A 25,908-nucleotide genomic window follows, 5' to 3' on the forward strand; every position below is an offset into this window, starting at 1 on the left:
CCGTAGCGCGACCTTGCCGATTCCACGGAGTTCGTCAGATCGAAGGCCATCACCCGCGCCCCGGCGTTTGAGAGCGCGGCGGCCTTGTCACCGGCGCCGCAGCCGGCGTCGAGCACGAGCCCCAAATCCGAAGCCGGGCGCTCGAAGAGTGTCTCCTGCAACCACTGGCCGGTCTGCTCGTGGGAGAACCCGTAGCTCGTATCGGCCGCGCCAAGTCGCCCGCGCGCCTTCTGCTCCCACTGCAGCCCGAAACTCTTGCGGGTTTTTCCGCCGGTCCCGGGACTGGGCAGCAGGCGCGCGATGCCGTCGACAATCGGATAATCGTGCCCGAAGGTCGCACCCCGAAGCGTGCCTGAGACAATGAATTCGCCATCAAGCTCCTCGTCCATCAGGACGAGCGCTTCACCCGTGCGCGGGCAGGCAAGGATTTCCAGAAAGCTCCGGTGCATGCGCTCTCAGCCGCTCTCGATCGCTCTCAACCGAGAGTCCCGTCGGCGCGGGCATACTGGCTGACCTGCACGTAGGAGGGGGTCAACGATTCGGGATTGGCAAAGTCACCGGCCAGCGCGGCGCGGCGGGTGAGCTCGCCCACCTGGCGGGCGTCGGCGATGGCACTCTCTTCGCTGCAGAAGTGCGCGCCATCGCCCAGAATCCCGGACATGGCGTCACGGTTGTTCAGCGCGCCGGCACCAACAAGCGTCACGGGCTCGCCGCGAGTCGCAAGCTGCCGGGCCCAGTCGGCCGAGGCAAGCGCGGCGGGCTCTTCGATGCATTCGATGGTGCGCTGCGTGCCAGGCTTTCCGCTCGCGCGGTAGAGCCCGGCGTAGACGTCGCCGCGCCGGGCATCGAGCGCCGCGCCGACGAGGCCTTCCTCTTCAATCCCCAGCACCAGCGCTTCGAGCGTGCCGACGCCGACGACCTTGATGCTCGGCACGGCGGCGACGAGGCCCTTGACCGTTGCAAGGCCCACGCGAAGGCCGGTGAACGATCCCGGGCCCACGGTCACGCCGATCGCATCCAGATCGGTGAGCGCCGCGCCGCCTTCTGCAAGGATGGCTTCGATGCGCGGCACAATCTGCTGGGAGAGCTTCTTGCCGAGCGACTCGCTCGAATGGGCGAGAACGCGCTCACCGCGGAGCAGCGCGAAGCTGCCCTGCTGGTCGGAGCACTCGATGGCCAGAATCAATGGGTCTTTCATTGGAGAAGCGTCGCTAGTTGTTGAAGAACTCGAGCACGCCCGGCAGCACGCGGCGTCGGATGTCGTTGTAGAAGGCAAAGAGCATGAGCAGCAGCAGGAGCGAGAGACCCACCTGCTGTGCGATCTCGCGCGTGCGCAGGCTGATGGGCTTTCGGTTGAGGGCTTCGACGAGGAAGAACACGATGTGCCCGCCGTCGAGAACCGGAATGGGCAGCAGGTTCAGGATTCCAAGGTTGATGGAGATGAGCGCCATCAGGAACATGAACTTGCCGAGGCCCTGATCGACCGCGCTGGCCATCTGGGCGCCGATCTCGATGGGGCCGCCCACCTGGTCGCGGGGCACGTCGCCCACGATGAGCTTGTAGAGCCCCATGGGAATCATGATCATCAGGCGCAGCGTCTCCGAGGGCGCGTTGGCAAAGGCGTAGGCCAGTCCCGCGTGGCGCGTCTCGGTGAAATTCTGCGCGCTCTGCACGCCGATCATCGGGCGCGTGAGCTTTTCCCCGCCGACCTCGATCTCGGTGAGCTCTGGCGTCATGGTCAGTTCCAGGGGCTCGCCCTTGCGCAAGACGCGCACCGAAAGCGGCGCGCCGCCGCCGGCCTTCACCGTCTCGGAGACTTCGCTCCAGAACTGCACGGGTTTTCCATTGAGCGCCAGGATTTCGTCGCCGCCCTGGATACCCGCCTTGTCGGCCGGGCTTCCGGGTTTGACCATGGCGATTTTCGTGCCGATGGGCGGATGAGCGCCGATCGAGTTGACCTGCACGCTCTCGCCAAATTCGTTCATTCCCTCGACGGACTCGTGGGGAATTTCCGCGCTCATGGTCTGGCCGTTGCGCTCGAACTGGACGAGAACCTTCTCACCCGTGGAGGCGCGCACGCCTTCGACGATATCCTCGAAGAAGCGGACTTCCCTGCCGTCGACCGAGAGGATCGTATCGCCCGACTGGATTCCCGCCACCGCCGCCGGGGAGTTTTCTTCGAGCGATCCAACCACGGGCGCCGGGTGCGGCTCGACCCACAGGAAGATCAGAATTGCGAAGTAACCGAAAATCAAGTTGAAGGCCGGGCCGGCAAAAGCCACGGCAATGCGCTGGGGGATGGGTTTGTGCAGGTAACTGCGCTCGGGGTCGATGGGCTCGGGCGGCTCGGCGTCTTCGTCTTCATCGCTTCGGCCCATGTTCTCGGGCGAGAGGCCGGGCTTGTCCATCCACTCTTCGGGCACGTCGCCGTGCATTTTCACGTAGCCGCCCAGCGGGATGGCGGCCAGAACGTACTCGGTCTCGCCCCACTGGCGCGAGATCAGGGCCTTTCCAAAGCCGAGCGAGAAGCGCTCGACCTTGATTCCGCAGCGCTTGGCGACGAGGAAATGGCCGAGTTCGTGGACAAAGATCAGGATTCCGAGGGCAATGACTGCGATGAGGATCGACATGGTTCTCTCAGTATAGCGCGAAGCTCCCCAAGGGAAGCATCCGGGGTATTACCGGGCGGTTTTCGTGGAGGCAACTCCGGCCGGGCGGAGGGGCTACTCGTCTTCCTCTGCAATCTGGGAGGCCCGTCCGCGCTTTGCCTGCACGAAGGAATACGGCAGCAGGAAGAGCCCCATGAGCAGGAAGAGCTCGGCAATGGGCCGGTACCAGGGTCGGCGGGCCTCGATCATGCCGTTTTCCAGGTCGATGGAGAGCGAGTCCCCTACCCGGCCCACGTCCAGATTGTTCTCGGGCACGAAGGTCTCGAAGGCGCGCACCGGCACCGAGAGGGCCAGCGGGATTGCCTGGCTGGTTGCCTGGGCAACAGCCCGGCCCATGGAGGCCTCCGTAACATGCATGTTTCCAAGATCGCCCACCGCGCCCATCATGGCGCGGGTCTGGGGTTTGCCTTCGGCGTCGAGAATGGGGGCGCCCGTTTCGTGGCTGCGCCAGACCTGCATCTTGGGTTTCACGTGCAGGGTTTTGCGCTCGCCGGCGCGCTCCACAACAATTTCGACTTCCTCGCCATTGGATGCAGTGATTGCATCGACCACCTGCGCCCATAGCTCGACGGGCTTTCCATCGATTTCGCGAATCCAGTCGCCGCCCTGGATGCCGCCCTTGGCCGCGGGCTGGTCGGGCAGCACGCGGAGCACCCGCGTCTGCGAGGGTGCAAGAATGCCGAGCCCCTGGGGGATGAACTCGCCGCGCGGGCCGAAGCATTCGTCGGTCGTGATGGTCAGTTCCATCACGTCGTTGCCCCGCTGCACCTTGATGTCCAGGGGATTGCCCTTGTTCTGATAAACTTTCTTGTAGAGATCGAACAGATAGCGTACGTCCGCGCCGTCCGCCGAAAAGATGCGGTCGCCCACTTCGAGGCCCGCGTCCTCCGCTGGCGAGTAGGCTTCGATGCCGCCGACCACCGGCGCGGGCGGTGGCAGCAGCATGCCGCCGATGATCAGGATGCCCCAACCCAGCAGCAGCAGCGCAACGCTGCCGCTCAGAAAGACGAAGAGGCGCTTTCCGTACGAGTGGCGGAAGAGGCCAAGTTCGCCGGTACCTTCCTGCTCGCCATTGGCCTGCGCTGTTGGATTGCTGCCGAAGAAAAGAATCGAGAAGAAGAGCGGAAGCGTGGCGAGCTCGACTTCCATGCGTCCGCGGTAGAACTTCTTGATGACCGGCCCCGCGCCGAGCACCACGCGCCGGATGCGCACGCCCATGGGAAAGGCCACGATGGCATAGACGATTTCCCGGACCAGCAGAGCCAGAGGCAGCGCGAGCAGGTAGATGAGAAACGTCACGGACTGCTCTCCTTACGCGGCGACCAGGGCCTGCGCCTGCTCGCGCGCCCATGCGTCGGCCTCGCGAACCTGACCAATCTCGGTGAGCGTGTGGGCGGTGTGGCGCCCCATCACACTCTCGCAGATGCGCGGGATGTCGTAGAAGGAAATCTTGCCGTCCAGGAATGCGGGGACGGCGATCTCGTTGGCTGCGTTGAGCACCGCGGGCATGGAGCCCGACTGGCGAAGGGCCTCGAAAGCCAGCCCCAGCGCCGGGAACTTTTCGTGATCGACCTTGTGGAAAGTGAGCTGGCTCATGCGCTCGACCGTCAGGTATTCGAGCCCGCAGGTGACGCGCTCGGGATAGGCCAGCGCGTAGGCAATCGGCAACTTCATGTCGGGGACCGAAAGCTGCGCCATGATCGAGGCGTCTTCGTACTCCACCATGGAATGCACGATGGACTGGGGATGGATGAACACGTCGATCTGCTCTGGCGGCAGGTCGAAGAGCCAGCGGGCCTCGATCACTTCGAGTCCCTTGTTCATCAACCCGGCCGAGTCGATGGTGATCTTGCGACCCATGTCCCAGTTGGGATGCTTGAGCGCTTCCTCGGGCTTGGCAGCGGCGATCTGCTCGCGCGTCCAGCTCAGGAACGGCCCGCCCGAAGCAGTGAGAATCAGGCGGCGCACCTTGCGCAGGTCATTGCCCTGGAGGGCCTGGAAAATGGCCGAGTGCTCGGAATCGACCGGCAGCATCTCGACGCCCTTTTCCTTGATGCGGCGGAGGACGAGTTCGCCCGCTGTGACGAGCGTTTCCTTGTTGGCCAGGCAGATCTGCTTGCCCGCATCGATCGCGGCCAGCGTAGGTTCAAGCCCCGCGGCGCCGACAATGGCCGAGAGCACCGAATCGGCCTCGGGCGAAGCGGCGAGCTGCTTCATGCCTTCGGGACCGTAGAGGATCTCGGTGCCGTTCTTCCCGCCGTCTTTTTCAAGAAGCGCACTGAGCTTTCCGGCGGCCTCTTCAGTCGACATGCAGACCCGCAGCGGCTGGTAATGGCGCACCTGCTCGGCCATGAGGGTGGCATTGGCGCCGGCGCCGAGCGCGACGACCTTGAATCGTTCGGGATGCTGGCTCACCACGTCCAGGGCGGAAACGCCGATGGAGCCGGTGGAGCCGAGAATGGTGATTTGCTTCGTCGTGGAAGCCACTTTGCCTGCTAACTCCGCGCGCCGGAGGGTTCTCCGGGCAAGAATGGTGGACTGCCGCGCACTGTACGTCACAATGGCTGCGAAGGCAACGCGCGAATGAGTGCTAACTCGCTGAGAACAGTGATGATTTCGTCAGGAAGAGCCGCCGGCGTCCTCGCCCTGCTGGCCGTTCTGGTAATCGGCGCCGCCTGCGAGCGGGCCCCCGAGCGCCCCGGACCGGGCGTCTACGACAAGGTCGCACTGTTCGAGGCCATGCAGAGCAGCCGCATCGAGCAGACCATCAAGCGCCTCAATGAAGAGCACGACCTGAGCGTGCTCATTCGCGCCCAGACCGGCGGCCCGCTCGGCGAGGACAGCCTCCTCAAGGGGCTCGGCGAAGAGGCGCTGGTTCTCGACTTCTACCCCCAGGCCAAAACCTTCGAGATGCACATCGCCACCAATGGCGGCTCGGCCTCCGCGATCGACCGCACCTGGGAGGCACGCCTTCGCACCCGCACCGAGCCCGCGTGGGGAACGCCCGGCCGCGTGGGCGACGTGCTTGAGCTCTGGCTGCGCCAGCTCTCCGAGACACTCGGAAGCAGGGCCGTGAACCAGAGCCTGCTACCCCAGGAAATCCCCGGCACGCCCGATCCGGCAAAAGAACTCGAGGACATCGACTGGAGCACCCATGCCGCGCCGCCTGCCTGGGAGGTGTCGAAAGACCCCACCCTGCCCCAGCCCTCGCCCAATGAGGCCTATGCCGCGTTTATCGAAGTGGCGCGCCGTCAGGACACGCGCGGGGATCTGGAGCTCTACACCCCCGACTCGCGGGACAATTTCAAGAAATACCCGATGAGCGCGACGCAGCTTGCGCGGCTCTACAAAAAGTATGCGGCGGCGCCCTACGAGCTCGCCGTTCTGAACGATCGCGCCGTCGCCCATTTTCCCACACAGCCGCGTACCTTTATTCCCTATTTCTTCGTTCGCGGAATCGACGGCTGGCAGATCGATTTCTATACCTCGGCAAAAGTCATCACAATGGAAGTCGGCGCCGAGTGGCGTTTCGAGATCCAGGACCATCCCTACATGTTCGGGTTTTCAAAATACCTGACCGATGAGCGCGGCTGGGTCCTCTATGGCGAGAATGTCCGCTAGGACTCAGGTGGAGAACTCGGCGACGGCGGCGCTCTCTCCGGGCAGGTAGACGACAAAGCGCGTGCCCTGGCCCAGCTCACTCTCGACCCGCACGCTGCCGCCGTGCAGTTCTATGAACTTCTTTGTGATGGAAAGCCCCAGCCCCGTTCCCAGCTTGACGTTGCGCTGCTGGCGTCGCTTTCGGGCAATGGCGAATTTGTCGAAGATGATCTCCTGATCCTCGGCGGCGATGCCCGGACCGGTGTCGACGATCTCGATTTCCACCCCCGCACCCGAGGGCCGCGCCCGGCAGGTCACGCTGCCGCCCGCGGGCGTGAACTTGAGCGCGTTGTGCAGAAGATTCGCAATGGCCTGCTGCATCTTGGACGCGTCGAGTTCGAGCTCGGGCAGTCCCTCCACCAGCTCGAGTCGGTAGTCGACACCGTTGTGCTCGGCCTCGCGGCGGTACTGCCCAAAGGCCTCGCCCACCACTTCGGGGAGCCAGATGCGCGTCACATGCAACACCTCGTGACCCGATTCCAGGCGCGCCGAGTCGAGAAGATCCTTGATCAGGTCGAGCATGCGCCTTGCCGACTGCTGAACCTCATCGTTGTAATCGAGCAGTTCCTTTTTGTTCTGGTCTCCGCGCAGCCCCAGGTCGAGCAGCTCGGCATAGCCCTGCACCGCAACGAGCAGGTTTTTGAGGTCGTGGGAACAGATTGCCAGGAAATCGTTCTTGAGCGCATTCACTTCTTCGAGATGAATTTTCGCGCCCATGAGTTCGCGGGTGCGCTCGTCGACGCGCTCTTCGAGGTGTTCGTTGAGTTCCTGTAGTTCCTGGCTGTGGCCGTAGAGCTGATAGATCAGCCACATGCCCGCGGTCATGGCGGCCACACCGAAGGTGAAGAACGAGAGATAGATGCCGCCCCACCAGCCGACGACGAGGCCGAAATCGTGAATCGGGCTCGCGATGGAGAAGAAGACGAGCGGCACCATCATCTTCGTCTCGACGCGGCGGCGCCCTTGCCAGAGGAACTGCAGGTGCCGCACCGTCCATGCGAGCCAGATGCCGATCATCACCACCGCGGGAATCAGGTTGGGCGCATCGCGGGTGTAGAATCCGCGCACGCGCAGCAGCACGAAGAGCTGGCCGATCTGGTCGGGGATGAAGACAGGTTCCAGGCGCTCGGGCGCAAAGATCGCCGTTACGGCAAGCCCGACGCCCATGAGGGCGACGATGGCGAAACATACCGTCTCCAGCGGGCCGCGGCGCCCGCCAAGTTGCATCCGGTTGGCTTCGTAAAAGGACGCCAGCACCAGGCAGAACAGCATGATCTGAACGACATAGGCCCAGATGGGAACTTCGTCGACCCACTGCATCCAGATGATCAGGCAGAAGCTGGCAGCGATGGCAAAGGCATAGGACGCGAACGCGACCAGTGTCAGGTCGGGTTTCCACAGCCGGTAGAGAATCAGGGAGAACGCGCCGCTTCCCAGCGCGATCAGCGCGATGTGCGGGTAGATGAATAAGATGTATTCCACGCCGGCGCCTGTCCCCTGTTGCCGCCGGCCTCCGCACTGCGCGGATTCCGGCGGGGGATACGGTACCGCGCAACGGGCGCGGGGGCAAAACTCAGGATTTGGCGGGCTTTACCTGATCGCCGGTCAGGCCGTAGCGGCGCTCTCGCTTGGAGTAATTCACCAGTGCGCGGCGATACTGGGCCTTTCTGAAGTCAGGCCAGAAGGTTTTCGTGATGTAGAGCTCGGTATAGGCGCTCTGCCAGAGCAGAAAATTCGAAAGCCGGTACTCGCCCGCGGTGCGGATGAGCAGGTCGGGATCGGGCATCCCGGCGGTGTAGAGATAGTTGCTGATGAGCTTCTCGGTGACCTGGCGGGAGGTGAGCTTTCCGGCCTGCGCCTCACGCACGGCGCGGCGGACCATCTGCTCGATTTCCTGGCGGCCGCCGTAGGAGAGCGCGAGTGTCAGCGTCATCTTGCGCCCACCGGCGGTGGCGTCGATGACGCCCTGCAGGTGTTTGCGCACCTTGGCTGGAAGCCGCGCGGTGTCCCCGATGGTGTGCAGGCGAATGCCATACTCCACCATTTCGTCGAGTTCCTTGTAGAGATACTCGTCGAGCAGGTGCATGAGCGCGTTCACTTCAAAGCGCGGGCGCTTCCAGTTTTCTGCCGAAAATGCGTAGAGGGTCAGGTATTCGATCCCCAGCTCACGCGAAGATTCCACCACCGCGGCGACGCTCTTGGCGCCTTCCTGATGTCCTTCGTAGCGCTGAAGTCCGCGCTCCTGCGCCCAGCGACCGTTGCCGTCCATGATGATGGCGACGTGGCGAGGCTGACCGGCAATGGGCTGAACCTTCGTGGGGCGTCTTTTCATACGTTTGGGCAATTGGATGAGCCTAGACCTTGAGGATTTCCTCTTCCTTGGTTTTCAGGCCCGCGTCGACCTTCTTGCCGTATTCGTCGATCATCTGCTGGACACGCTCGGACGCCTTCTTCTGGTCGTCCTGGGAAATTTCCTTGTCCTTTTCGAGCGTCTTGATCGCATCGAGCGCCGCGTGACGGGCGTTGCGCTGGCTGATCTTGCACTCTTCGCCGGCGGCCCTGGCCATCTTCACGTAATCCTTGCGCCGCTCTTCGGTGAGCGCGGGGATATTGATGTGAATGACCTTGCCGTCGTTGTTGGGGGTGAGCCCCAGGTTGCTCTTCTGGATCGCCTTCTCGATGGCGGCCATGTTGCCCGCATCGTAGGGATCGATGCGCAGCACGCGGGCCTCCGGCGCGGTGACCGAGGCCACCTGGCTGAGCGGCATGCTCTGTCCGTAGGCCTCCACCATCACGTCGTCGAGCAGGCCCGGCGATGCGCGACCCGTCTGGATCTTGGCAAACTCGCGGGCAAGGGCTTCCATGCTCGCGTCGAGGTCTTTCTTGAGTTTCTGATGGGCGCTTTCCACACTCATTTTTTCTCGCCTCCAACAACTGTCCCGATGGCCTCGCCGCAGATTGCGCGGCGGATGTTTCCAGCTTCCTGCAGATTGAACACCACGATGGGCAGCTTGCTGTCCATGCACATGCTGATCGCGGTGTGGTCCATGACGCGAAGGTCACGGTTGATGACGTCGATGTAACTCAGGGTGTCGTAGCGAACCGCGTCCTTGTGCAGGACCGGGTCCTTGTCGTAGACGCCGTCGACCTTGGTTGCCTTGAGGATCACCTCCGCGCCGATCTCGCGGGCGCGCAGGCTCGCGGCGGTGTCAGTGGTAAAGAACGGGTTACCCGTGCCGGCGGCAAAGACGACCACGCGTCCCTTTTCGAGGTGACGGATGGCGCGGCGCCGGATGTAGGGTTCGGCGACCTGGTGCATCTCGATCGCACTGAGCACGCGGGTCTGAACCCCGTGGCGCTCAAGCGCGTCCTGGAGCGCCAGCGCGTTGATGATCGTGGCGAGCATGCCGCTGTAGTCGGCCGTCGCACGGTCCATCCCCTGCTCTGCGCCGGTGACGCCGCGGAAGATGTTGCCCGCGCCCACGACCAGTGCCAGCTCGACCCCCAGGACCTGGATCTCCGCAATTTCATCGGAGATCCGGTCGAGCGTCTTCGACTCAAGGCCGAATGCCTGCTCGCCCTGGAGCGCCTCGCCGGAGAGTTTCAGAAGAACCCGCTTGTATTTTGCGGTTGCCGCCACGCTCACCCCCGCTGATGTGAAAAAGCCGGTCGCGTCGGAGCGGCCGGCTTCTTCAATTGCGCTGCTATCAGTTCCCCAGCGCTTCGGCCACTTCCGCGGCCAGGTTGGACTCTTTCTTCTCGATCCCCTCGCCCAGTTCGAACCGGGCAAAGCGACGGACCTGGATGTTCTCGCCGATCTTTGCGACCTTCTCGGTCAGCAGGTCCTTGATGGTCTGCTTGCCGTCGGGGTCCTTGACGAAGACCTGTTCGAGCAGGCAGTGGTCCTTGACGAACTTCTCGACCTTGCCGTCGGCGATCTTGTCCCAGATCTTCTCGGGCTTGCCCTGCTCTTTGGCCTGGGCGATGCCCATTTCGCGTTCCTTGGCGAGCACGTCGGGGTCGATGTTCTCACGCGCAACCGCGAGCGGCACGACCGGCGCGCCGGCGATGTGCATGGCGATGTCGCGGACGAGTTCCTGGAACTCGTCAGTCTTGGCCACGAAATCGGTCTCGCAGTTGATCTCGATGAGCACGCCGATGCGTCCGCCCATGTGGACGTAGGAACCCACCGCGCCTTCGGCGGCGATGCGACCGGCCTTCTTCGAAGCGGCCGCCAGGCCCTTCTTGCGAAGGAAGTCCTTGGCCGCGTCCATATCACCGTTGCTCTCGGCCAGCGCCTTCTTGCAATCCATCATGCCTGCGCCGGTAGCGTCACGCAGTTCTTTTACCTGTCCAGCAGTAATTGCCATGTCTCGATGTCCTTCCGGGTTCAGGCTTCGGGGGCCTGCTCGGCCGCGGCTTCGGGAGCCTCTTCAGCCTTCTTCTCATCCGCGATTTCTTCGCGGAGTTCTTCGGTTTCGTAGGTCTGGTAGGTGGCCATGCCGCCCTCGGGGGCCGCGCCCTCGGCCTGCTTGCCGGTGCCACGCAGGCGCTCGGCCTGCAGGTTGGCTCCCTCGATGCAGGCATCGGCCATTTTCTCACAGAACAATCCAATGGCGCGGATGGCGTCATCGTTGCCCGGGATGATGTGATCGATCGGGGTCGGATCGCAGTTGGTATCGACAACCGCGACAACGGGAACGCCGCAGCGGTTGGCTTCGGTCACGGCGATCGCTTCCTTCTTGGTGTCGATGACGAACATGAGATCGGGCGCCTTGGTCATGTTCTGGATGCCGCCGAGCGAGTATTCGAGCTTCTCGCGCTTACGACGAAGCATGAGCGCTTCCTTCTTGGTCAGGCGCTCGATGGTGCCGTCTTTCTCGGCGGTCTGGAGATCCTTGAGCTTCTGGATCGAAGCAGAGATGGTGCGGAAGTTGGTCAGCGTGCCGCCGAGCCAGCGCGCGTTGACATAGTACATGCCCGCACGCTCGGCTTCACGGGCGACGACCTCGGCAGCCTGCTTCTTCGTTCCGACGAAGAGCACCTTGCCGCCACGGGCGACGGTGTTGACCACCACGTCATAGGCCTTGTCGAACATGTCGACGGTGAGCTGCAGGTTGATGATGTGGATCCCGTTGCGGGCGCCGTAAATGTAGGGCGCCATGTTGGGATTCCAGCGGCGGGTCTGGTGGCCGAAATGGACACCGGCTTCCAGAAGTTGTTTCATCTGAATGGCCATGAAGGAAACCTTCCTTTCAGTCTGTGGGAGCACCGGCACACGCATGCAGCGCGCACGGAGCGACATCCCGGTGGTTTATACCTCCGCCCTCGAATTCCACCTCTCGCCTGTGTGAATCAACAGACGCTGACAGGGGCACGCACACGGTTGGTCAGGAACCTCTCCCGGAACTTCTCGCCGATGCCAGGCAAACAGACCAACCGGCGCAACCATCGTGCCCTGTCACAGATTCCTTCGTGGCTTGGCCGGCGAAGGTGGACACCGAAGACGTGCGAAATGGGGCATCGGCGCCCCGGGAGGCCGCCTACTATGGGATAAGGGACCTGCGATGGCAAGTCCTCCCATGGACGCGCGGCCCCCGGGCGCCTAGAATGGCCGGGCGATGCAAGAATCCCTGAAAAAACGGGCCCTGCTGGGCCTCATTGCGGCTTTTGCCCTGCTGGGCGTTGCCGCCCCCGCCCATGCCGATGAGGTCGAGTTCAAGGAATTCCGGCTCGTTGATGCCAGCAGTTTCTGGGTGCTGCACGAGAACAAGTGGGAGCGCCTCAAACTGGCCTGGGTTGACGGCCCCGACCAGAATGCCAACCGCCCGCTTTCCCACCGGCTGGAACTGCCCATGAATTACGCCGAGCTGCGCATCGAGTGGGTGCGCTGGCTGCGGCAGGTGGAAACTTTTCGCGAGCCCTCGCTGGCCGCGCTTCGCAAGATTCTCGAAAAATCCGACGACCGCACCTGGGAGGAACTGCCCGAGGCCGGCCCGCGCCGTCACTCGAGCGCCCGGCGCGGCACTTTCTGGGCACAGGTCGAGGTAGATGGCGACGACGTGGGCGAAGAGCTGATCAAGCAGGGCTGGGCCATCCCGCTGCTGCCCGCCGGCGTTGCCGAACCCGACAACTGGCGCGACCTGCAGGAAGAGCTGCAGAAATCCATGGACGGCTGTCGCGGCATGTGGCGCACCGTCCTGCAGCAGTGCTACCTGGCATCCGAAAACAAAACGGGCGGGAAGTAACTCCCGCCCGCTCGGCACTTCTACTCTTCAGAAAATAAGTTACGCAGCCTTGCCCGAACCGAAGTCGGGCTGCACGCCCAGTTCCGAGACGCGGCCCATGTCGATGGGGGCCGAGCTCTCACCGCGGCAGGCGAACCAGCACTTGTCGCAGATGTCGGCCTTTTCGAGATCCTTCTCCGTATACGACGAGTAGTGGGCGATGGGCTCGAGTTCGCTGCAGGGCTGCACCATCCCCTCTGGATTGACGTGGATCCACTTCTTGCCGGCTTCGCAGCCGCCGAGCGCGCCCTTGGCGAAGTACTCGGGGATGCGGCTCAGGTAGTAGTCGGAATTGCGGATGTGGCCGTGGGAGTGCTTCATCTCGATGAGCTGATTGATGACCTTCGCCACGTGGGGCACGTCCTCGGGGCCGATCATGTATTCGTCCTTGTCGGTCTTGAGCACCGAGTAGGTGCTGTAGGAAACCGATACGCCCAGATCCCAGGCCAGCTTGGCGATGTTCACCACGTCGTCAAGGTTGTCCTTCATAATAAACGTATTGAAGGAGATGCGATCGAAGCCGATGTCCTGGAAGTCGCGGCACATTTCCTTGATTTTCTCGATGTTGCCCGGAAGGCCGCGGCCCTCGTCGTGACGCTGATCGGGAAAGTCCACCGAGAAGTTGAGCTGCGAGAGGCCGGCTTCGAAGAGCTGCTCGGCCAGCTCGCGCGTCATGAGCGAGCCGTTGGTTACCATGGCGACATAGACGAAGGACTGCGCCTGCTTGATGCCGCGCACGATGTCGACAAGATCCTTGCGCAGCGTGGGCTCACCGCCGGAGATGGTCACCACCATGGGGCGGAATCGCTGGATGATCGGCGCGTAGTCGTCGATCACGGTCTCGGTCTTGGTCATCCAATAGGGGCAGAACCCGCAGCGCGCGTTGCACTTCTTGGTCACTTCCAGGTTCACCAGACGCGGGCGGCTGTTGACAGTCGAATCGACCCACTTCACCGCAGCCTTCGTCTTTTCCCACACAGTCAGCTTTCCGTTCGCCATTGCAGTCCTTCTTTCAAGCAGCTTCTTCGCGCGTTTTGCGCCCGCTCACGTCAATTCCGTCGAGCATCTCGGGGGCCTTCCAGCCCAGCAGGTTGAACACCGTCGGGAAGAAATCCACGGTGCGATAGGGTTGATCCTCTTCAATGGGGTGATTCGTCAGAAACGGTACCAGCATCTGGTGGCGCGTGAGCGCCCCGTGGCTCCCCATGTGCTCAGGATGCTCGAACCGCAGGCGCAGATCATGGCCGTCGCTGGCGCAAGCGACCAGATCCCCTGCCCTTGCGGACTCGAAGACCTGGGTGAGCTGCACCAGCGCGTCGGGATACTCCGAGTCGAAGGTCAGATCGAGGGCCTGACGATCATCCATCAGCTTGGGCAGACCGCCGTAACCGAAGGGATCGATGCCCGAGAGGACCTCGTAGGCGATCTTGCCGCCGGCCCTGCGCTCGATGCGGGCCATTCCCTCGCGGGTCTTCACCCGCACGGCGCCGTCCTCACCCGGACCGGCGAGCATTTCCACGCTCTCGAACTCGAGCATGTGGTCGATCAGATCGCCCAATCGCCCGCCGTCCATCTCTTCGAAGACCGTGCGCTCAGCCCATCCGCTCTTGCCCCGGAAGTAGAGGTTCGCCATGGAGTTTCCGCTTACCATCAGCGCCGAGTCGGCGTCGGTCCAGTGGCGGAACACATTGGGGTGGCTGTAGAGCTTGAACTTCTGCTCCATCAGATGCGCTTCGAGATCGAAGTGTGTGTGAGTCTCGGTCATCCCGTGGTCGGCGCTGATGAAGAAGAGCGTGTCTTCGAGGCAGCCGATGCGGTTCAATACTTCGCAAATCTCGCCGACGGTCTCGTCGATTTCCCGGTAGGATTCGGTGCACTCATCGGACTTGAGGTGCTTGTAGTGGCCGGTGTGGTCGGGCCCCGGAAGCGAGCAGAAGATGAAGTCGAATTCCTCGCACACCGCGCGGCGCAGGCTCTCGGTAATGGCCCGATGGATGAAGCGGTGGTCGGCGGTGTAGTGCGCCAGGATGTGATTGAGTCCGAGCTTGAAACGCCGGCGCGAGCGCGGCAGCCCGCGCGCGATCGGGTTGTGCATGTTGAAACTGGAGGGACGCAGCTCGAAGATCGTCGGGACGTCCGTGCTCAGATCCGAATTGAAACGCCACCCGCCGATGCCGCAGTAACTGCGCGTTCGCGAAATGCTGAAGGGCGATTTTTCGGCATAGGCCTGGCGGTCGAACCACCGGATGCCCGGCACGTTGCAGGGCCCGGGAAAACGTCCGGTCGAAAACGGTAGATACGCCGGTCCCGTCGTCGAGGGGAACACCGTCGTCGCCTGCGCGGCGGCGCCGGGATCGGTGATGAATTTCTTGATGTTGGGCAGCTCGCCGGCAGCCACAAGCTCACGCATGCGATCGGCACGCGCGCCATCAGCTAACAAAAAAATACAACGGTTGTAGAGGCCTGAGCTCATGCTGCTCCGGTCCCGATTCCTTCTGCCCTCTGGAGCCCGGGAGTTTCTAAAAAGGTGCGGCAGTTGCAGGAGTGCAACCTCACCAACGCCCAATGTCGCCTGTATCTGCCCGATTATAGTGTGATACAAATCACATTTCACTGGTCCTGCGCGGTCGTGGGGACAACCTCTCGCAGGTGCTCGCTTCCTCAGCCGCCATGCGCAAATTATCTCACGCACAGTGCCCAAGGTGTGGCCGCCATCACTACGCGGCCTCCAAGCCGGGTGCTATATAGACCATCCGTGAGAAAAAATCGGCCCATATTTGTGAGTTTTTCGCCCCTGCGCGCCCTGCTGGGCGCCTGCGCGCTCATTCTCTGCCTGGGCGCGGGGCCCCTGCTGGCGCAGGAATCCGCCCCCGCTGCCATGGAGGAATCCCAGCCCATGAGCGAGGAAGCACCGGCCCCCCGGGCCATCAGCCCCTGCGAGCACTGGCTGCAGACCCGCATCGGCGACAAGGACCCGACAGCCCTTGATCTCGAAGCCCTCCTGCTTGGCGAGAATGCCGCTCCGCCGACCCCCGTTTGCCGCCTGCGGGCGATCTTCCTGGCCGCCGATCAGGCCCCCGCCCGCGCCGAGACCCTCCACACCCTGGGGCGCTCCGAGGCCCTCGCACTGCTCCAGAAGCACGAGGGCTGGGAAGAGTTCGACGAGGGCGACATCGAGGATCATCTTCAGGAGGCAAATGCCGGGGACGCCCCCGCCCTGTTCTGGGTGGGCTACTTCTGGGGCCACCTGCTCAAGCACATGAATCCGCTCTCGGCGGGTAGCCAGCGCGGCGACGTCGTCGCCATTCTCGAGCGAAGCCTCGAGCTCTCCCCCGAGTATTATGCCGGGGCAGCCGATGTCTGGCTGGGGGCCTACTATGCCTCCCTGCCCCGCTTCTTCGGACGCGACCTCGATCGATCTGCTGCCCACTTCCGTCGCGGGCTCTCTCACGCGGGCGATCACATGGGGCGCCAATGGACCTTTGCCCAGTCCTTCCTCGCAGGCCGCGACAACGAGGCCTTCCTGCGCGAGCTCAACCAGATTGCCGGCGAAAAGCCCGAGCCGGGCACCCCCTGGTACATCGAAAACTACATCGCCTGGCACGATGCGCGCGCGGCGCTGCGTCTCAAATAGCCGCGTTTCCGCCGCTCTGAGTGCCTCTCAGCGCTGTTTTTCCCGACTTGAACAATGCCCCCTGCTGGTGCACCCTTGCGCGGCGCGAGGGGCAACCGCTCCAGGCGCCGGGGGATTGAGCACGTGTACATCATCATCGTCGGCGCCGGCGAAGTCGGCGGCTATCTGGCCCGCATCCTCATCGAGGAGCGCCACGACGTGGCCATCATCGAGGCCAACGAAGACCTCTGCCGGGATCTCGACGCCACGCTCGATGCCCTGATCATCCCGGGCAACGGCATCAGCCGCGACGCGCTCGTGCGTGCCGGCATCGACCGCGCGGACCTGCTGCTGGCCGTCACCGAAATCGACGAAGTGAACATGATCACCTGCATGGCTGCCGAGAAGCTGGGTAAGCAGGACCTGCGCACCGTGGCACGCGTGCGTGAGTCGGGCTACCTGGCCGGTGACGGCGGAACCATCTCGACCACCGATCTGGGGCTCGACCTGCTGATCGGCCCCGAGCAGGCGGTCGCCTCGAAGGTGGTGGAGCTTCTCCACTACGAAGGCACCGGCGAGATCACCCACCTGGCGAACGACCAGATCGTCCTGCTGGAGCTTCCGCTCACAGCCGACTCACCCATGGTGCATGAGTCGCTCTCGAATCTCCGACCCGACCTGCCGAGCCCCTCGCTGGTTGCCGCCGTGCGCGGCGCCAAGGGCCTTCGCATCCCTGGCGGCGACGACACCCTTGCCGTCGATGAGCGCGCCTACGTGATCACCACGCCAGAGAACATCGATGAGTTCCTCATCATGTCGGGCAACCCCTGGCATCATGTAAAGCATGTGCTCATCGTCGGCTGCGGAAATATCGGCTACCACGTGGCCTCGCAGCTCGAACAGCAGCGCATCTTCCCCACCATCGTCGAGCGCGACCACACCCGCGCCGAAAAGGTGGCCAAACACCTCAAGCACTCCATTGTCCTGCACGGCGACGGCACCGACCACGACCTCATGCGTGAGCAGCTCGAAGAGGCCAGCGACGCCGTGGTCGTGCTCGTCGAAGACGACGAGAAGGCGATGATCATCGGCTTGTTCGCCAAACATCTTGGCGCCAAGAAAGTGATCGTCCGCTCCGACCAGCTCGACTACACGCCGATTGCCCACAAGATGGGTCTCGATGCGCTGATCAGCCCGCGCCGCGCGGTGGCCGATGCCATCCTTCGCTTTGTGCGCCGCGGCCCCATTGCCTCGACCGTCATGCTCGGCGACCACGAGGCCGAGATCATTGAACTCAACGTGCCGGTCTCTCCCAAGAACGAAGCGCTCATTCGCTCCCCACTCAAGGAAATGACCTTCCCCGAGGGCGCCCTGCTCGGCGCCATCGTGCGCAACGGCCGCACAACGATTCCCACTGGCGATACCATTCTCGAACCGGGCGACCGCCTGCTGGTCGTCTCGCTGCTCGACGCCATTGCCGGCGTCGAAGACCTGCTGCAGTAGGAACGCCGTGCGCCTGAGCGTCATCCTGAGGATTCTGAGCCGGCTGTTGCTGGTCAGCGCGGCGGCCCTGTTCGTTCCGCTGGGCGTGGCAATCGTCTATGGCGAAGAGCACCTCATGTACTGGCTCCTGCCGGCCGTCGGCACCATCGCCGTGGCACTTGGCATTCAGGCGCTCCCCATGCTGCGGCGCTCGCGCATGGAGAACCTGCGACGACGCGAGGGATTTGTGGCCGTCACCATGGGCTGGCTGGCACTCACCCTGCCCACCGCGCTGGCCTATTACTTCTCGGGCGAGTTCGCGGGCTTTGCCGAGTGTTTCTTCGAGTCCATGTCGGGCTTTACAACCACCGGCGCCACGGTGCTCACCGACATCGAGTCCCTGCCCCCCTCGGTCGTCTTCCAGCGATCTTTCTCCCACTGGATCGGCGGCATGGGAATCATTGTCCTCTCGGTAGCCGTTCTCCCAGAACTGGGCGTGGGCGGCATGCAGCTCTTCAGCGCCGAGTCGAGCGGCATCGACTCCGACAAGCTCGCCCCGCGCATCCGAAGCACCGCCCGCCGGCTCTGGACGATCTATGTGGGAATGACAGCCATCGAGCTGGTGCTGCTCCTCCTTGGCGGCATGACCCTTTTCGAGGCGATCCTCCACGCCTTCGGCACAACCGCAACCGGCGGTTTCTCCAGCCGCAACGCTTCGGTTGGCGCCTTCGACAGCGCCTACATCGACGGCGTGATTACGCTCTTCATGTTTCTTTCGGGAATGAGCTTTGCGCTGCAGTATCGCGCCTTTGTCGGGATGCGCCCGATGCGACTGGTGCGCTCGCCCGAGGTGCGCTGGTACACCTACATCACGGCGGCCGCCATCGCGATCGTCACCTGGAACCTGCTCGACCAGGATGTGTACGAAAGTCTCAGCCAGGCGTTTCGTTATGCGAGCTTCCAGGTCGTTTCCATCATCACGACGACCGGATACGGCACCGCCGACTTCGACCAATGGCCCGATGCATCGCGCCTGTTACTGGTGCTCCTCATGCTGATCGGCGGCTGTGCGGGATCGACGGCAGGCGGCTCGAAAGTCGTGCGCCTCTACGTGGTGGTCAAGCACGCGGGCGCGCAGTTAAAGCGCCTCGTTCGCCCGCGCATCGTGGTTCCCATCCAACTTGGACGCCGCGAGGTAACCCGCGAGACTGTCGAGGGGATCCTCGGCTTCTACCTGCTCTACATGGGGGCCCTTCTGAGCGGCGGGCTCGTCATGACGATTCTGGGCATGGACCTGGTCAGCGGCTTTACCGCCGCAGCCAGCGCGCTCAACTCCATCGGCCCGGGCCTTGGCACCGTCGGCGCGGCGCGAAACTTCGCCGAGGTTCACCCGGCGGGCATGTACCTGCTTTCGTTTGGCATGCTGCTCGGACGCCTGGAGATCTATACCGTGCTGGTGCTCTTCTCCCCGCACTTCTGGCGAAAGGGCTGAGCCATGGCCCGTCCCGCCGATAAAGCAACGGATACGGCCTTCGAGCCGCGCGTTTTCGATGAGCAGGCCATCCAGAGTCCCGGCGGCAGCAACTACCGCCTGCAGGTGGGCGAGTACTGGACCGCGCGCCAGCGCCAGATGCACCCGCTCCACTACGCGGTCTCCTACCGGGCGAGTTTCAAGCCAGAGCTGCCCGACTACTTTATCCGGCGATACACCAGGCCCGGCGAGATCGTCTTCGATCCCTTTTCCGGGCGCGGCACGACGGCGCTGCAGGCCAACCTTCTGGGGCGCGTTGCCTGGTCAGCGGATGTGAGCCCGCTGGCAGAGCGCCTGGTCTACCCCAAGACGCACCCGGTGAGCTTTGCGCAGATCGAGGAGAGGCTCTCGCAGATCGACTTCGAAGGAGAAGACCCCGCCTCCGATCGCGCGCGGCTCAAGCCCTTCTACCACGCACAAACCCGGCGTGAGCTCCATGCGCTTCGCGCATATCTGAGTAGCCAGCGCGACGACGTCGACCGCTTCATCGAGCTCATCGCCCTCTCGCGCCTGCACGGGCACTCGGCCGGGTTCTTCTCGCGCTACTCTTTCCCGCAGATTTCGGTGAGCCCCAGAGCGCAGGAGCGCATCAACAGGACCCACGACAAGACCGCGTCGTACCGCTGCGTTCCAAAACTGATTTCACGCAAGGCAAAGCGGACCCTCGGCGACGAATCGGCGCTGGAGATCCGCAAGGTGAGCGCGAAGAACCGCCACTGGGTCGCCGACGTGCGTGATCTCACGGATCTTCCCGCCGGTAAGGTGAGCCTCATCGTCACCTCGCCCCCGTTCCTGAACAAGGCCGACTACATCCAGGACAACTGGCTCGAGAACTGGTTCCTTGGAATCGAGCCGGAGAGCTACAGCAAGGGCGTGGTGCAGACCCACGATCTGCCCACCTGGGAGACTTTCATCCGCGGGGCGCTCTTCTCCATGCACCGCGCGCTCAAATCCGGCGGTCACGCCGTCATCGAAGTGGGCGAAGTGGTCAGTCGCAAGGAGCTCGTCCACCTCGACGAGCGGGTTGTCGCTATGGCGGAGAGCCTTGCCGGTGATGGTCAGAAGTGGGACGTGCGCGAAGTGCTCATCCAGCAGCAGGAGTTCACCAAGCTGGCGAACTGCTTTGCCGTCGACAACAACAAAAAAGGCACAAACACCAACCGGATGGTGGTGCTGCGGAAGGTCTGATTATTTCAGGCCGCGCGCCTTTGCACGCTCGAGAATTTCGCCGGCCACCTGGGTGCGGCCGAGTTCCCGCAACAAACGAACATAGTGCTGGACGACCTGCCCGTAGCGCGGATCATCGGCTGGCAGCTTTGCCTCAGCGATGTCGTAGGCGCGGCCGATGAGAAGCTGCGCCTGGGAGAGCTCGTTACGCACCACGAGAATCGCCGCCCAGCCGAGCAGCGGGCGAATGAGTTCCTCGTGCACGTCGCCGAAGTCTTTCTCACGCAGGGCAAAGGCCTGGCGGAAGAGCGACTCGGATTCGTCGTAGCGTTTGCGCTCAAGCAGGAACTGGGCGTGGGCGAGCATGGGGCGCGAGACTTCGTGGTGAGCCTCGCCGAAGACGTCGGCGGCCTTCTCGGTGGCCTGCACGAAGAGCGGTTCGGCTTCCTCATCCCTGCCCTGCCCGGCGTAGGCGCGGGCCGTTGCGGTCAGGATTTTCGAGTAACCGATGTCGGCGGGGTCGAGCACGGCCTCGGCGGCGGCCATGGCCTTGCCGCAGACCACCTCGGCCCGCACGAAGTCGCGGTTCTCAAAGGCCTCTTCGGCCTCGTCCAGCAATTGCTTCCAGCTCTGATCGCTCACGCCGCTGTGTTCTCCGGAGTTCTCTGTTCAACAAACCGTATCGCGCGTCCGCGCCCTTGGCCAGCGCGGCGCCTATTTTCCAAGGGCCAGACTCGCCGCCCCCAGCAGCCCCGCATCGTCGCCCAGCTCTGCCAGTTCCAGGTGCAGGCGGCTTCCCGGATACCGGAAGGCCCGGGCCTTCGCCGCGCGCCTGAGCTCGGGCAGGAAGAAACGCCCCGCGCCGGCGACCTTGCCACCAATCACCACGCGGTCGATGGAGAGCGCGTTCACCAGCCCGCCGATGGACTCGCCGAGCGCCCAGCCAGCGCGCTTCCAGATGGCGCGGGCCTGCGCGTCGCCTGCCACAGCTGCCTCGAATACCTCGCGAGCAGTGCGGGCGGTTTTCCCGTCCAGTTTGATCGGCTTTCCCGCGCGCGCGGCCTTGCGCGCCGCGCGCTCGATTCCGGTTGCCGACGAGATTGTTTCCAGACACCCACGCGCGCCGCAGTTGCAGCGCTCGCCGGCGGGATCGACGAGCATGTGACCGAGCTCGCCGGCCATTCCGGACGGGCCGTTCCAGAGCTTTCCATCGAGCACCAGCGCCCCACCCACACCCGTGCCCAGCCAGTAGGCGACCACCGTCTGCGCGCCTTTGGCGGCGCCGAGCCAGCGCTCGCCAAGCAGCGCGGCATCCACATCGTTGGCGAGCAGCACCTTTGTCCCAAGCGCCTCTTCGAGCCGGGGACCCAGGGCGAAGTTCTTCCATTTGGGGAACTGGGGCGACTGGGTGACGATGCCGCGCGCGGCATCGATACCGCCGGCAACGCCGATCCCGATGCGCGGCATGTGCTGGAGACCGGCATCGGCCACCAGTCCGCGCGCCGCGCTCCCAAAAAGCGCGATCATCCCCGCCGGGCTCTGCCCGTCGGCAGAAGAGACCTCCACGCGCGAGATCAACCGGCCGCGCGCGCTGATAAGTGCGCAGCGCAGGTTCGTGCCACCAAGATCGGCGGCGAGCACGACATCGACCTTGCTCAGGACCTTCTTGGTCGTCTTCTTGCGTGTTTTCTTAATGGCCGGGCTCACTTACTCTTGGCGTCGTTCCCCTGATTGTGCTGAGCCAGCAGGAAAGTGGCAAGTTGAACACCGATCTCACCGAAAAATTTTCCGCGCTCGCCTCAGAGGCCTTTGTCCACGCACTCGAGCTCTCCGACCCCGCCCTGCTGGTGCGCGAGCAGCTCGAAATCGCGGGCGGCTCCGTGCGGACGGGAAAGCGCACCTGGGAGCGCGCCGGGCGCGTAGCAGTGATTGCTGCCGGCAAAGCCGCTGCGCCCATGGCGCGCGCGGCGGCGCAGGTGCTGGGAGGGCGCACAAGCGAAGGCCTTCTCGTCGCTCCCACGCTCCCGGATGAACTTCCCGCGGGCTTCGAGCCCATAGCCGCCGAACACCCCTCCCCCGGCGCGGGCAGCCTCAGGGCCGCCACACGCGCCGCGCGGATCGCAGGCGGACTCGGCGAGAATGACCTGCTCGTCCTGCTGCTCTCAGGCGGCGCCAGTTCCCTGCTCGGCGCACCGGCATCCGGCCTTTCACCAGACGCATTTCACCGCATCTGGGGCGCGCTGCTCTCGAGCGGCGCCGACATCATCGACATGAACATCGTGCGAAAGCACGCCTCGCTGCTGGGCGGAGGAAAGCTCGCGCTGCTTGCCGCCCCGGCCCGCGTCGAGACGCTTGCCATCTCCGACGTGCCGGGCGACGACCCGGCCAGCATCGGCAGCGGCCCGTGCGTTCCCGACGCTTCGACCTTTGCCCAGGCCCTTGGCGTCCTGGAGCGCTTCAACCTCACGCATGTCCATCCCGAAGTTGCGGGGCATTTCCGAAACGGCATTCAGGGGAAACTGCCCGAGACGCTAAGGCCTGAAGATCCGGTCGCCGCGCTGGCGGGGTTTACCCTGCTCGACTCGGCGCGCGAGGTTTTAAAGCGCATCAAGCTCCAGCTCACCCTCATTCCCGACGTGCGCATCTGGGAGAGCGCCCAGCTCGGCGGGATCGATTACCAGGTGCGGCGCCTTTTGAAGGAACTCGAAGGCGCGCCCACCGGGCGCCCTGCAGCCCTCCTTTGCGCGGGCGAGCCCACGGCGCCGGTCCCCCGGGATGCCGGCAGCGGCGGGCGGGCCAGCCATTTCGCGCTCGAATTCGCACTCACCGCAGAAAAAGCAGGCCCTGCCCGCTTCGTCCTGCTCTCGGGCGCCAGCGACGGGGCCGATGGCAACACCGGCGCGGCGGGCGCGCTGATCACCCACGAGAGCCTGCCACGCGCCCGCGCGCGGGGGCTTGCTCCCGAGGTTTTTCTCCAGCACTTCGATTCGGGTAGCCTGTTCGAGCAGACCGGCGAGGCGGTTTTTACCGGCCCCACCGGCACCAACGTCAGCGACCTTCGGATAGCAATCACATGGTGAAACTCAGAATTCTCTTTGCACTCTGCGCGCTGTTTCTTTCTGCCTGCGAGGAGCCGCCACCGGCCTCGCCCGACGAGGCCTCGCTCCAGCCGGAGATCGTCTGGGAGCTCCAGATTGAAGAGCCTTCGGGCCTTGCTGCGCTGCCGGACGGGCGCCTGCTCTCGGTGGGCGATGGCGACCGGGGAATCGTCTACGAGCTGGCCGTAAATGGTGAGCAGCTCTCCGTCACTCCCGCGAAGTTCAACCTGCGTGAGTTCGGGCACCTGCCCCACGCGGATTTTCCCGACAAGCAGGCCCCCGACCTCGAGGGCATCGCTCCCACCCGCGACGGGCGGCTGGCCGTGGCTGCCGAGTACTGGAACGAAATCTGGGAGATCGATCCGCGCCTGAAAGTCGTGGTCGGCCTCTGGCGTTTTCCCGAGATTGAAAACGATGGATCGATCGCCGAGTGTCTTGGCCCCACGCGCAATCACGGCGCCGAGGGCGTGGCCTTCGACCCGCTCCGCGGCATCGTACTGGGAATTCAGGAGCGTTGCCCGCCGGGACTCGTCATCTTCGAGGAGAAATCCGGGCGCGCCAAACGCACCTTCGCCCGCGCAGCACTCGATGAACGGCTGGGCCATGCCACCCCGCGCTACCAGATCACGACCGGCACACTGAGCGGCGCCGCCTGGGCCGGGCGTGCCGGCGCGTTCTATCTGCTCGACCGGCTGCGCCGGCACATCATCCTGCTGGAGGTGGGCCCCGACTTCGAGATCACCGAAAAAAGTCGCTGGAGCTTTGCCGGAACCTTTATCGAGCGCGGCAAGCACGCCCAGTATGGCAACGCCGAGGGCATCGCCCTGGCCGGTGACAAGCTGTATCTGATCAGCGACCCCGGCGAGGGTGCCACCTCCCAGCTCGCCCGGTTCGCCCTGCCCCGCTAGCGCCTTTCGGGGGCCCGCAGGGGCCGCAAAAAAGGCAACAATTCCGCTTGACTGGAACCGCGCTGGGGCCTATCCATAGCGCTCCAAACCGTCATTCGGCGGTCCGGTGCCCAGGTAGCTCAGTCGGTAGAGCAGCGGATTGAAAATCCGCGTGTCGGCGGTTCGATTCCGTCCCTGGGCACCATTTTTGTGCCTTTTTTGCGCCAGCACAATGCAATGGATTTTCAGTCGCAGGCACGCGATGCCAGCTTCATTCCCCTATTCACACGGAACAATCGAGGTCGGATTGCGGATCTCGCCGCCGGGGCCGCTAGGGGGTTTGATCACCACCCCGCCCTGGCGGCGCGCGCGGATGTGCCAGGTGCGAAGTGCGGCCGCGTCAACGCGGTCGGTGCCCGTGGGTGAGGCAACGCACCACTGCCCCTTGAAACGCTCGGGCAGCAGGTCTTTGAGGGAGCAGCCCTCTTCGGGGCAGGTATCGAGCTGGGCCTGGGTGACGCTGCGACGGTCCCCTGCAGGGGTTACCAGCGAGAGGACGATGGTTGCACCATCCCCGGCGGTTCCCTCCAGCGCCGATCCGAGCTGGCCCTGAGCGATCTTCGACTCCGGGAATTCCGAAGAGTGAAAGTCGATCCAGTAGACCTCGCGCATGCGGAGTTGGCCGCGCATCTGGCCCCGCTTGGCCGGCTTCTTTGCTGCGTTTTTGCCCCCTACGCCTTTACCGCCACCGGTTCCGCCGCCGCTACCTGTGCCGGCACCCGAGCCTTCCCCGGCAGAAGCGGCCTGCTCAGCGGGCGCTTCCATTCCGCCGGCCGCGCCGGTTCCCTTGCCGCGGCCTTCGCGACGGAGCGTCTTCGCCCCACGGGCGATGTCTTCCTCGCTCAGCAGTGACTTGCCCGGTCGCTGCTCCACGCGCAGGCGCCCGTCCTTGTTCACGAATCCGGTCAGCTCCGGACCATTTTCGTCCTCACGCATCCTGGCCACGTCGTAGGCAAAGTTGCTCCGCCCCTTGCCGGCGAATTCCGCCCACACAGGCCGGGCACCAACCATGGCGAAGAGAATGTCTTCGAGCCTGCACGAGGTTCGGAACTTGGGCCCCTTGAGATAGGTGATCTCGTTCTCACCCGTGCATTCGAGATCCTTGGTAGTGAGAATCCCCTTGAGTTCGTCGTCGTAGTAGACGTAGGCCAATTCCCCGGCTTCCTTGTCGGGAATCGCGCGGTCCCTGTATTTGACAGGCAAGTCCTGCTGGGTGGGCTCGAACTGGCTGCGCTCCCAGAGCGCCTGCAGCTTCTTTCGGTCCATCTCGGTGAGCCCGTTGCCTGCTTCCTGTTCGACCGGCTTCTTCTCACAGGCGCCAAGGCCCAGCACAAGCAAGGTTGCCAGCATCAAGATCGAGCCACGAATCTTCCGGTTCATCTCGCCTCTTCCTGAGCGGCCGCGCGGGCCGCCTCACGCGCGGCCTTTTCTTCGGCGGCACGCTGGTCTGCTTC

General features: G+C 64.0%; 24 protein-coding genes and 1 tRNA gene. 9 read left to right on the top strand and 16 right to left on the bottom strand.

Annotation, left to right across the window (positions count from 1 at the left end; genetic code table 11):
• From KDH09_17100 to KDH09_17120, 5 genes are all read right to left on the bottom strand, one after another.
• On the bottom strand, positions 1-449 hold a 449-nt coding region (locus tag KDH09_17100), incomplete at its 3' end, for a hypothetical protein (GenBank protein MCB0221418.1).
• 26 nt (positions 450-475) lie between these two features.
• Entirely contained in the window at positions 476-1,198 is a 723-nt protein-coding gene (gene tsaB / locus KDH09_17105) for a tRNA (adenosine(37)-N6)-threonylcarbamoyltransferase complex dimerization subunit type 1 TsaB (GenBank protein ID MCB0221419.1), read from the bottom strand.
• 13 nt (positions 1,199-1,211) lie between these two features.
• Positions 1,212-2,630 carry an RIP metalloprotease RseP gene (gene rseP, locus KDH09_17110; GenBank protein MCB0221420.1) on the bottom strand — a complete coding sequence of 473 codons (1,419 nt, stop codon included), beginning with the start codon at positions 2,628-2,630 and terminating at the stop codon, positions 1,212-1,214.
• Between the two features lie 93 nt (positions 2,631-2,723).
• Complete coding sequence (locus tag KDH09_17115) at positions 2,724-3,968, bottom strand: PDZ domain-containing protein (protein MCB0221421.1); 1,245 nt, start codon at positions 3,966-3,968, stop codon at positions 2,724-2,726.
• Between the two features lie 12 nt (positions 3,969-3,980).
• Complete coding sequence (locus KDH09_17120) at positions 3,981-5,156, bottom strand: 1-deoxy-D-xylulose-5-phosphate reductoisomerase (protein ID MCB0221422.1); 1,176 nt, start codon at positions 5,154-5,156, stop codon at positions 3,981-3,983.
• 96 nt (positions 5,157-5,252) lie between these two features.
• On the opposite strand from KDH09_17120, the gene KDH09_17125 reads away from it, so the two are divergent.
• On the top strand, positions 5,253-6,290 hold the full coding sequence (locus KDH09_17125; protein MCB0221423.1) for a hypothetical protein: 1,038 nt from the start codon (positions 5,253-5,255) through the stop codon (positions 6,288-6,290).
• A 3-nt stretch (positions 6,291-6,293) separates the two neighbouring features.
• Here the strand turns inward: KDH09_17125 and KDH09_17130 are convergent, their stop codons facing one another.
• From KDH09_17130 to rpsB, 6 genes are all read right to left on the bottom strand, one after another.
• Positions 6,294-7,811: a HAMP domain-containing histidine kinase gene (locus tag KDH09_17130; GenBank protein ID MCB0221424.1), complete on the bottom strand. Its 1,518-nt coding sequence runs from the start codon at positions 7,809-7,811 to the stop codon at positions 6,294-6,296.
• 91 nt (positions 7,812-7,902) lie between these two features.
• Positions 7,903-8,661, bottom strand: coding sequence for an isoprenyl transferase (locus tag KDH09_17135; GenBank protein MCB0221425.1), 759 nt, complete (start codon positions 8,659-8,661; stop codon positions 7,903-7,905).
• Positions 8,662-8,683: 22 nt separating this feature from the next.
• Positions 8,684-9,244 (bottom strand): ribosome recycling factor, encoded by a 561-nt coding sequence (gene frr / locus KDH09_17140; protein ID MCB0221426.1) that lies wholly within the window; start codon positions 9,242-9,244, stop codon positions 8,684-8,686.
• The gene (locus tag KDH09_17145; protein ID MCB0221427.1) at positions 9,241-9,969 is read right to left on the bottom strand and encodes a UMP kinase; all 729 of its coding nucleotides are present in this window, start codon (positions 9,967-9,969) and stop codon (positions 9,241-9,243) included. The genes frr and KDH09_17145 overlap by 4 nt, the downstream gene beginning before the upstream one ends.
• A gap of 67 nt (positions 9,970-10,036) precedes the next feature.
• Positions 10,037-10,699, bottom strand: coding sequence for a translation elongation factor Ts (tsf, locus tag KDH09_17150; GenBank protein MCB0221428.1), 663 nt, complete (start codon positions 10,697-10,699; stop codon positions 10,037-10,039).
• A 20-nt stretch (positions 10,700-10,719) separates the two neighbouring features.
• Positions 10,720-11,568 (bottom strand): 30S ribosomal protein S2, encoded by an 849-nt coding sequence (gene rpsB / locus KDH09_17155; protein MCB0221429.1) that lies wholly within the window; start codon positions 11,566-11,568, stop codon positions 10,720-10,722.
• A gap of 382 nt (positions 11,569-11,950) precedes the next feature.
• Between rpsB and KDH09_17160 the strand changes: the two genes are divergently transcribed.
• Positions 11,951-12,577 (top strand): hypothetical protein, encoded by a 627-nt coding sequence (locus tag KDH09_17160; protein MCB0221430.1) that lies wholly within the window; start codon positions 11,951-11,953, stop codon positions 12,575-12,577.
• 39 nt (positions 12,578-12,616) lie between these two features.
• Here the strand turns inward: KDH09_17160 and KDH09_17165 are convergent, their stop codons facing one another.
• Together KDH09_17165 and KDH09_17170 are read right to left on the bottom strand one after the other, a co-directional pair.
• Positions 12,617-13,615 (bottom strand): radical SAM protein, encoded by a 999-nt coding sequence (locus KDH09_17165; protein ID MCB0221431.1) that lies wholly within the window; start codon positions 13,613-13,615, stop codon positions 12,617-12,619.
• Positions 13,616-13,628: 13 nt separating this feature from the next.
• The gene (locus tag KDH09_17170) at positions 13,629-15,026 is read right to left on the bottom strand and encodes an alkaline phosphatase family protein (GenBank protein ID MCB0221432.1); all 1,398 of its coding nucleotides are present in this window, start codon (positions 15,024-15,026) and stop codon (positions 13,629-13,631) included.
• A 369-nt stretch (positions 15,027-15,395) separates the two neighbouring features.
• On the opposite strand from KDH09_17170, the gene KDH09_17175 reads away from it, so the two are divergent.
• From KDH09_17175 to KDH09_17190, 4 genes are all read left to right on the top strand, one after another.
• Positions 15,396-16,250, top strand: a complete 855-nt coding sequence (locus KDH09_17175; protein MCB0221433.1) for a hypothetical protein — start codon at positions 15,396-15,398, stop codon at positions 16,248-16,250.
• Positions 16,251-16,373: 123 nt separating this feature from the next.
• Positions 16,374-17,732: a Trk system potassium transporter TrkA gene (gene trkA, locus KDH09_17180; protein ID MCB0221434.1), complete on the top strand. Its 1,359-nt coding sequence runs from the start codon at positions 16,374-16,376 to the stop codon at positions 17,730-17,732.
• 7 nt (positions 17,733-17,739) lie between these two features.
• A complete protein-coding gene (locus KDH09_17185; protein MCB0221435.1) occupies positions 17,740-19,203 on the top strand; it encodes a TrkH family potassium uptake protein in 1,464 nt (487 codons plus the stop codon).
• Positions 19,204-19,206: 3 nt separating this feature from the next.
• A complete protein-coding gene (locus KDH09_17190) occupies positions 19,207-20,430 on the top strand; it encodes a site-specific DNA-methyltransferase (protein ID MCB0221436.1) in 1,224 nt (407 codons plus the stop codon).
• Here KDH09_17190 and KDH09_17195 read toward each other — a convergent pair whose 3' ends face one another.
• Both KDH09_17195 and KDH09_17200 read right to left on the bottom strand, forming a co-directional pair.
• Positions 20,431-21,051, bottom strand: a complete 621-nt coding sequence (locus KDH09_17195) for a tetratricopeptide repeat protein (protein MCB0221437.1) — start codon at positions 21,049-21,051, stop codon at positions 20,431-20,433.
• Positions 21,052-21,123: 72 nt separating this feature from the next.
• Complete coding sequence (locus KDH09_17200) at positions 21,124-22,116, bottom strand: ROK family protein (GenBank protein MCB0221438.1); 993 nt, start codon at positions 22,114-22,116, stop codon at positions 21,124-21,126.
• A gap of 53 nt (positions 22,117-22,169) precedes the next feature.
• On the opposite strand from KDH09_17200, the gene KDH09_17205 reads away from it, so the two are divergent.
• The 3 genes from KDH09_17205 to KDH09_17215 all read left to right on the top strand — a co-directional run bounded on the left by KDH09_17205 (position 22,170) and on the right by KDH09_17215 (position 24,599).
• On the top strand, positions 22,170-23,489 hold the full coding sequence (locus KDH09_17205; GenBank protein ID MCB0221439.1) for a DUF4147 domain-containing protein: 1,320 nt from the start codon (positions 22,170-22,172) through the stop codon (positions 23,487-23,489).
• Complete coding sequence (locus tag KDH09_17210) at positions 23,483-24,415, top strand: esterase-like activity of phytase family protein (GenBank protein ID MCB0221440.1); 933 nt, start codon at positions 23,483-23,485, stop codon at positions 24,413-24,415. Before KDH09_17205 ends, KDH09_17210 begins: the two co-directional genes overlap by 7 nt.
• Before the next feature lie 108 nt (positions 24,416-24,523).
• Positions 24,524-24,599 (top strand) — tRNA-Phe (locus KDH09_17215).
• Positions 24,600-24,673: 74 nt separating this feature from the next.
• On the opposite strand, the gene KDH09_17220 is transcribed toward KDH09_17215, so the two are convergent.
• Positions 24,674-25,834, bottom strand: coding sequence for a hypothetical protein (locus KDH09_17220; GenBank protein ID MCB0221441.1), 1,161 nt, complete (start codon positions 25,832-25,834; stop codon positions 24,674-24,676).
• Between the last annotated feature and the right edge of the window lie 74 nt (positions 25,835-25,908).

This window comes from Chrysiogenia bacterium (assembly GCA_020434085.1).
GTDB lineage: Bacteria > JAGRBM01 > JAGRBM01 > JAGRBM01 > JAGRBM01 > JAGRBM01.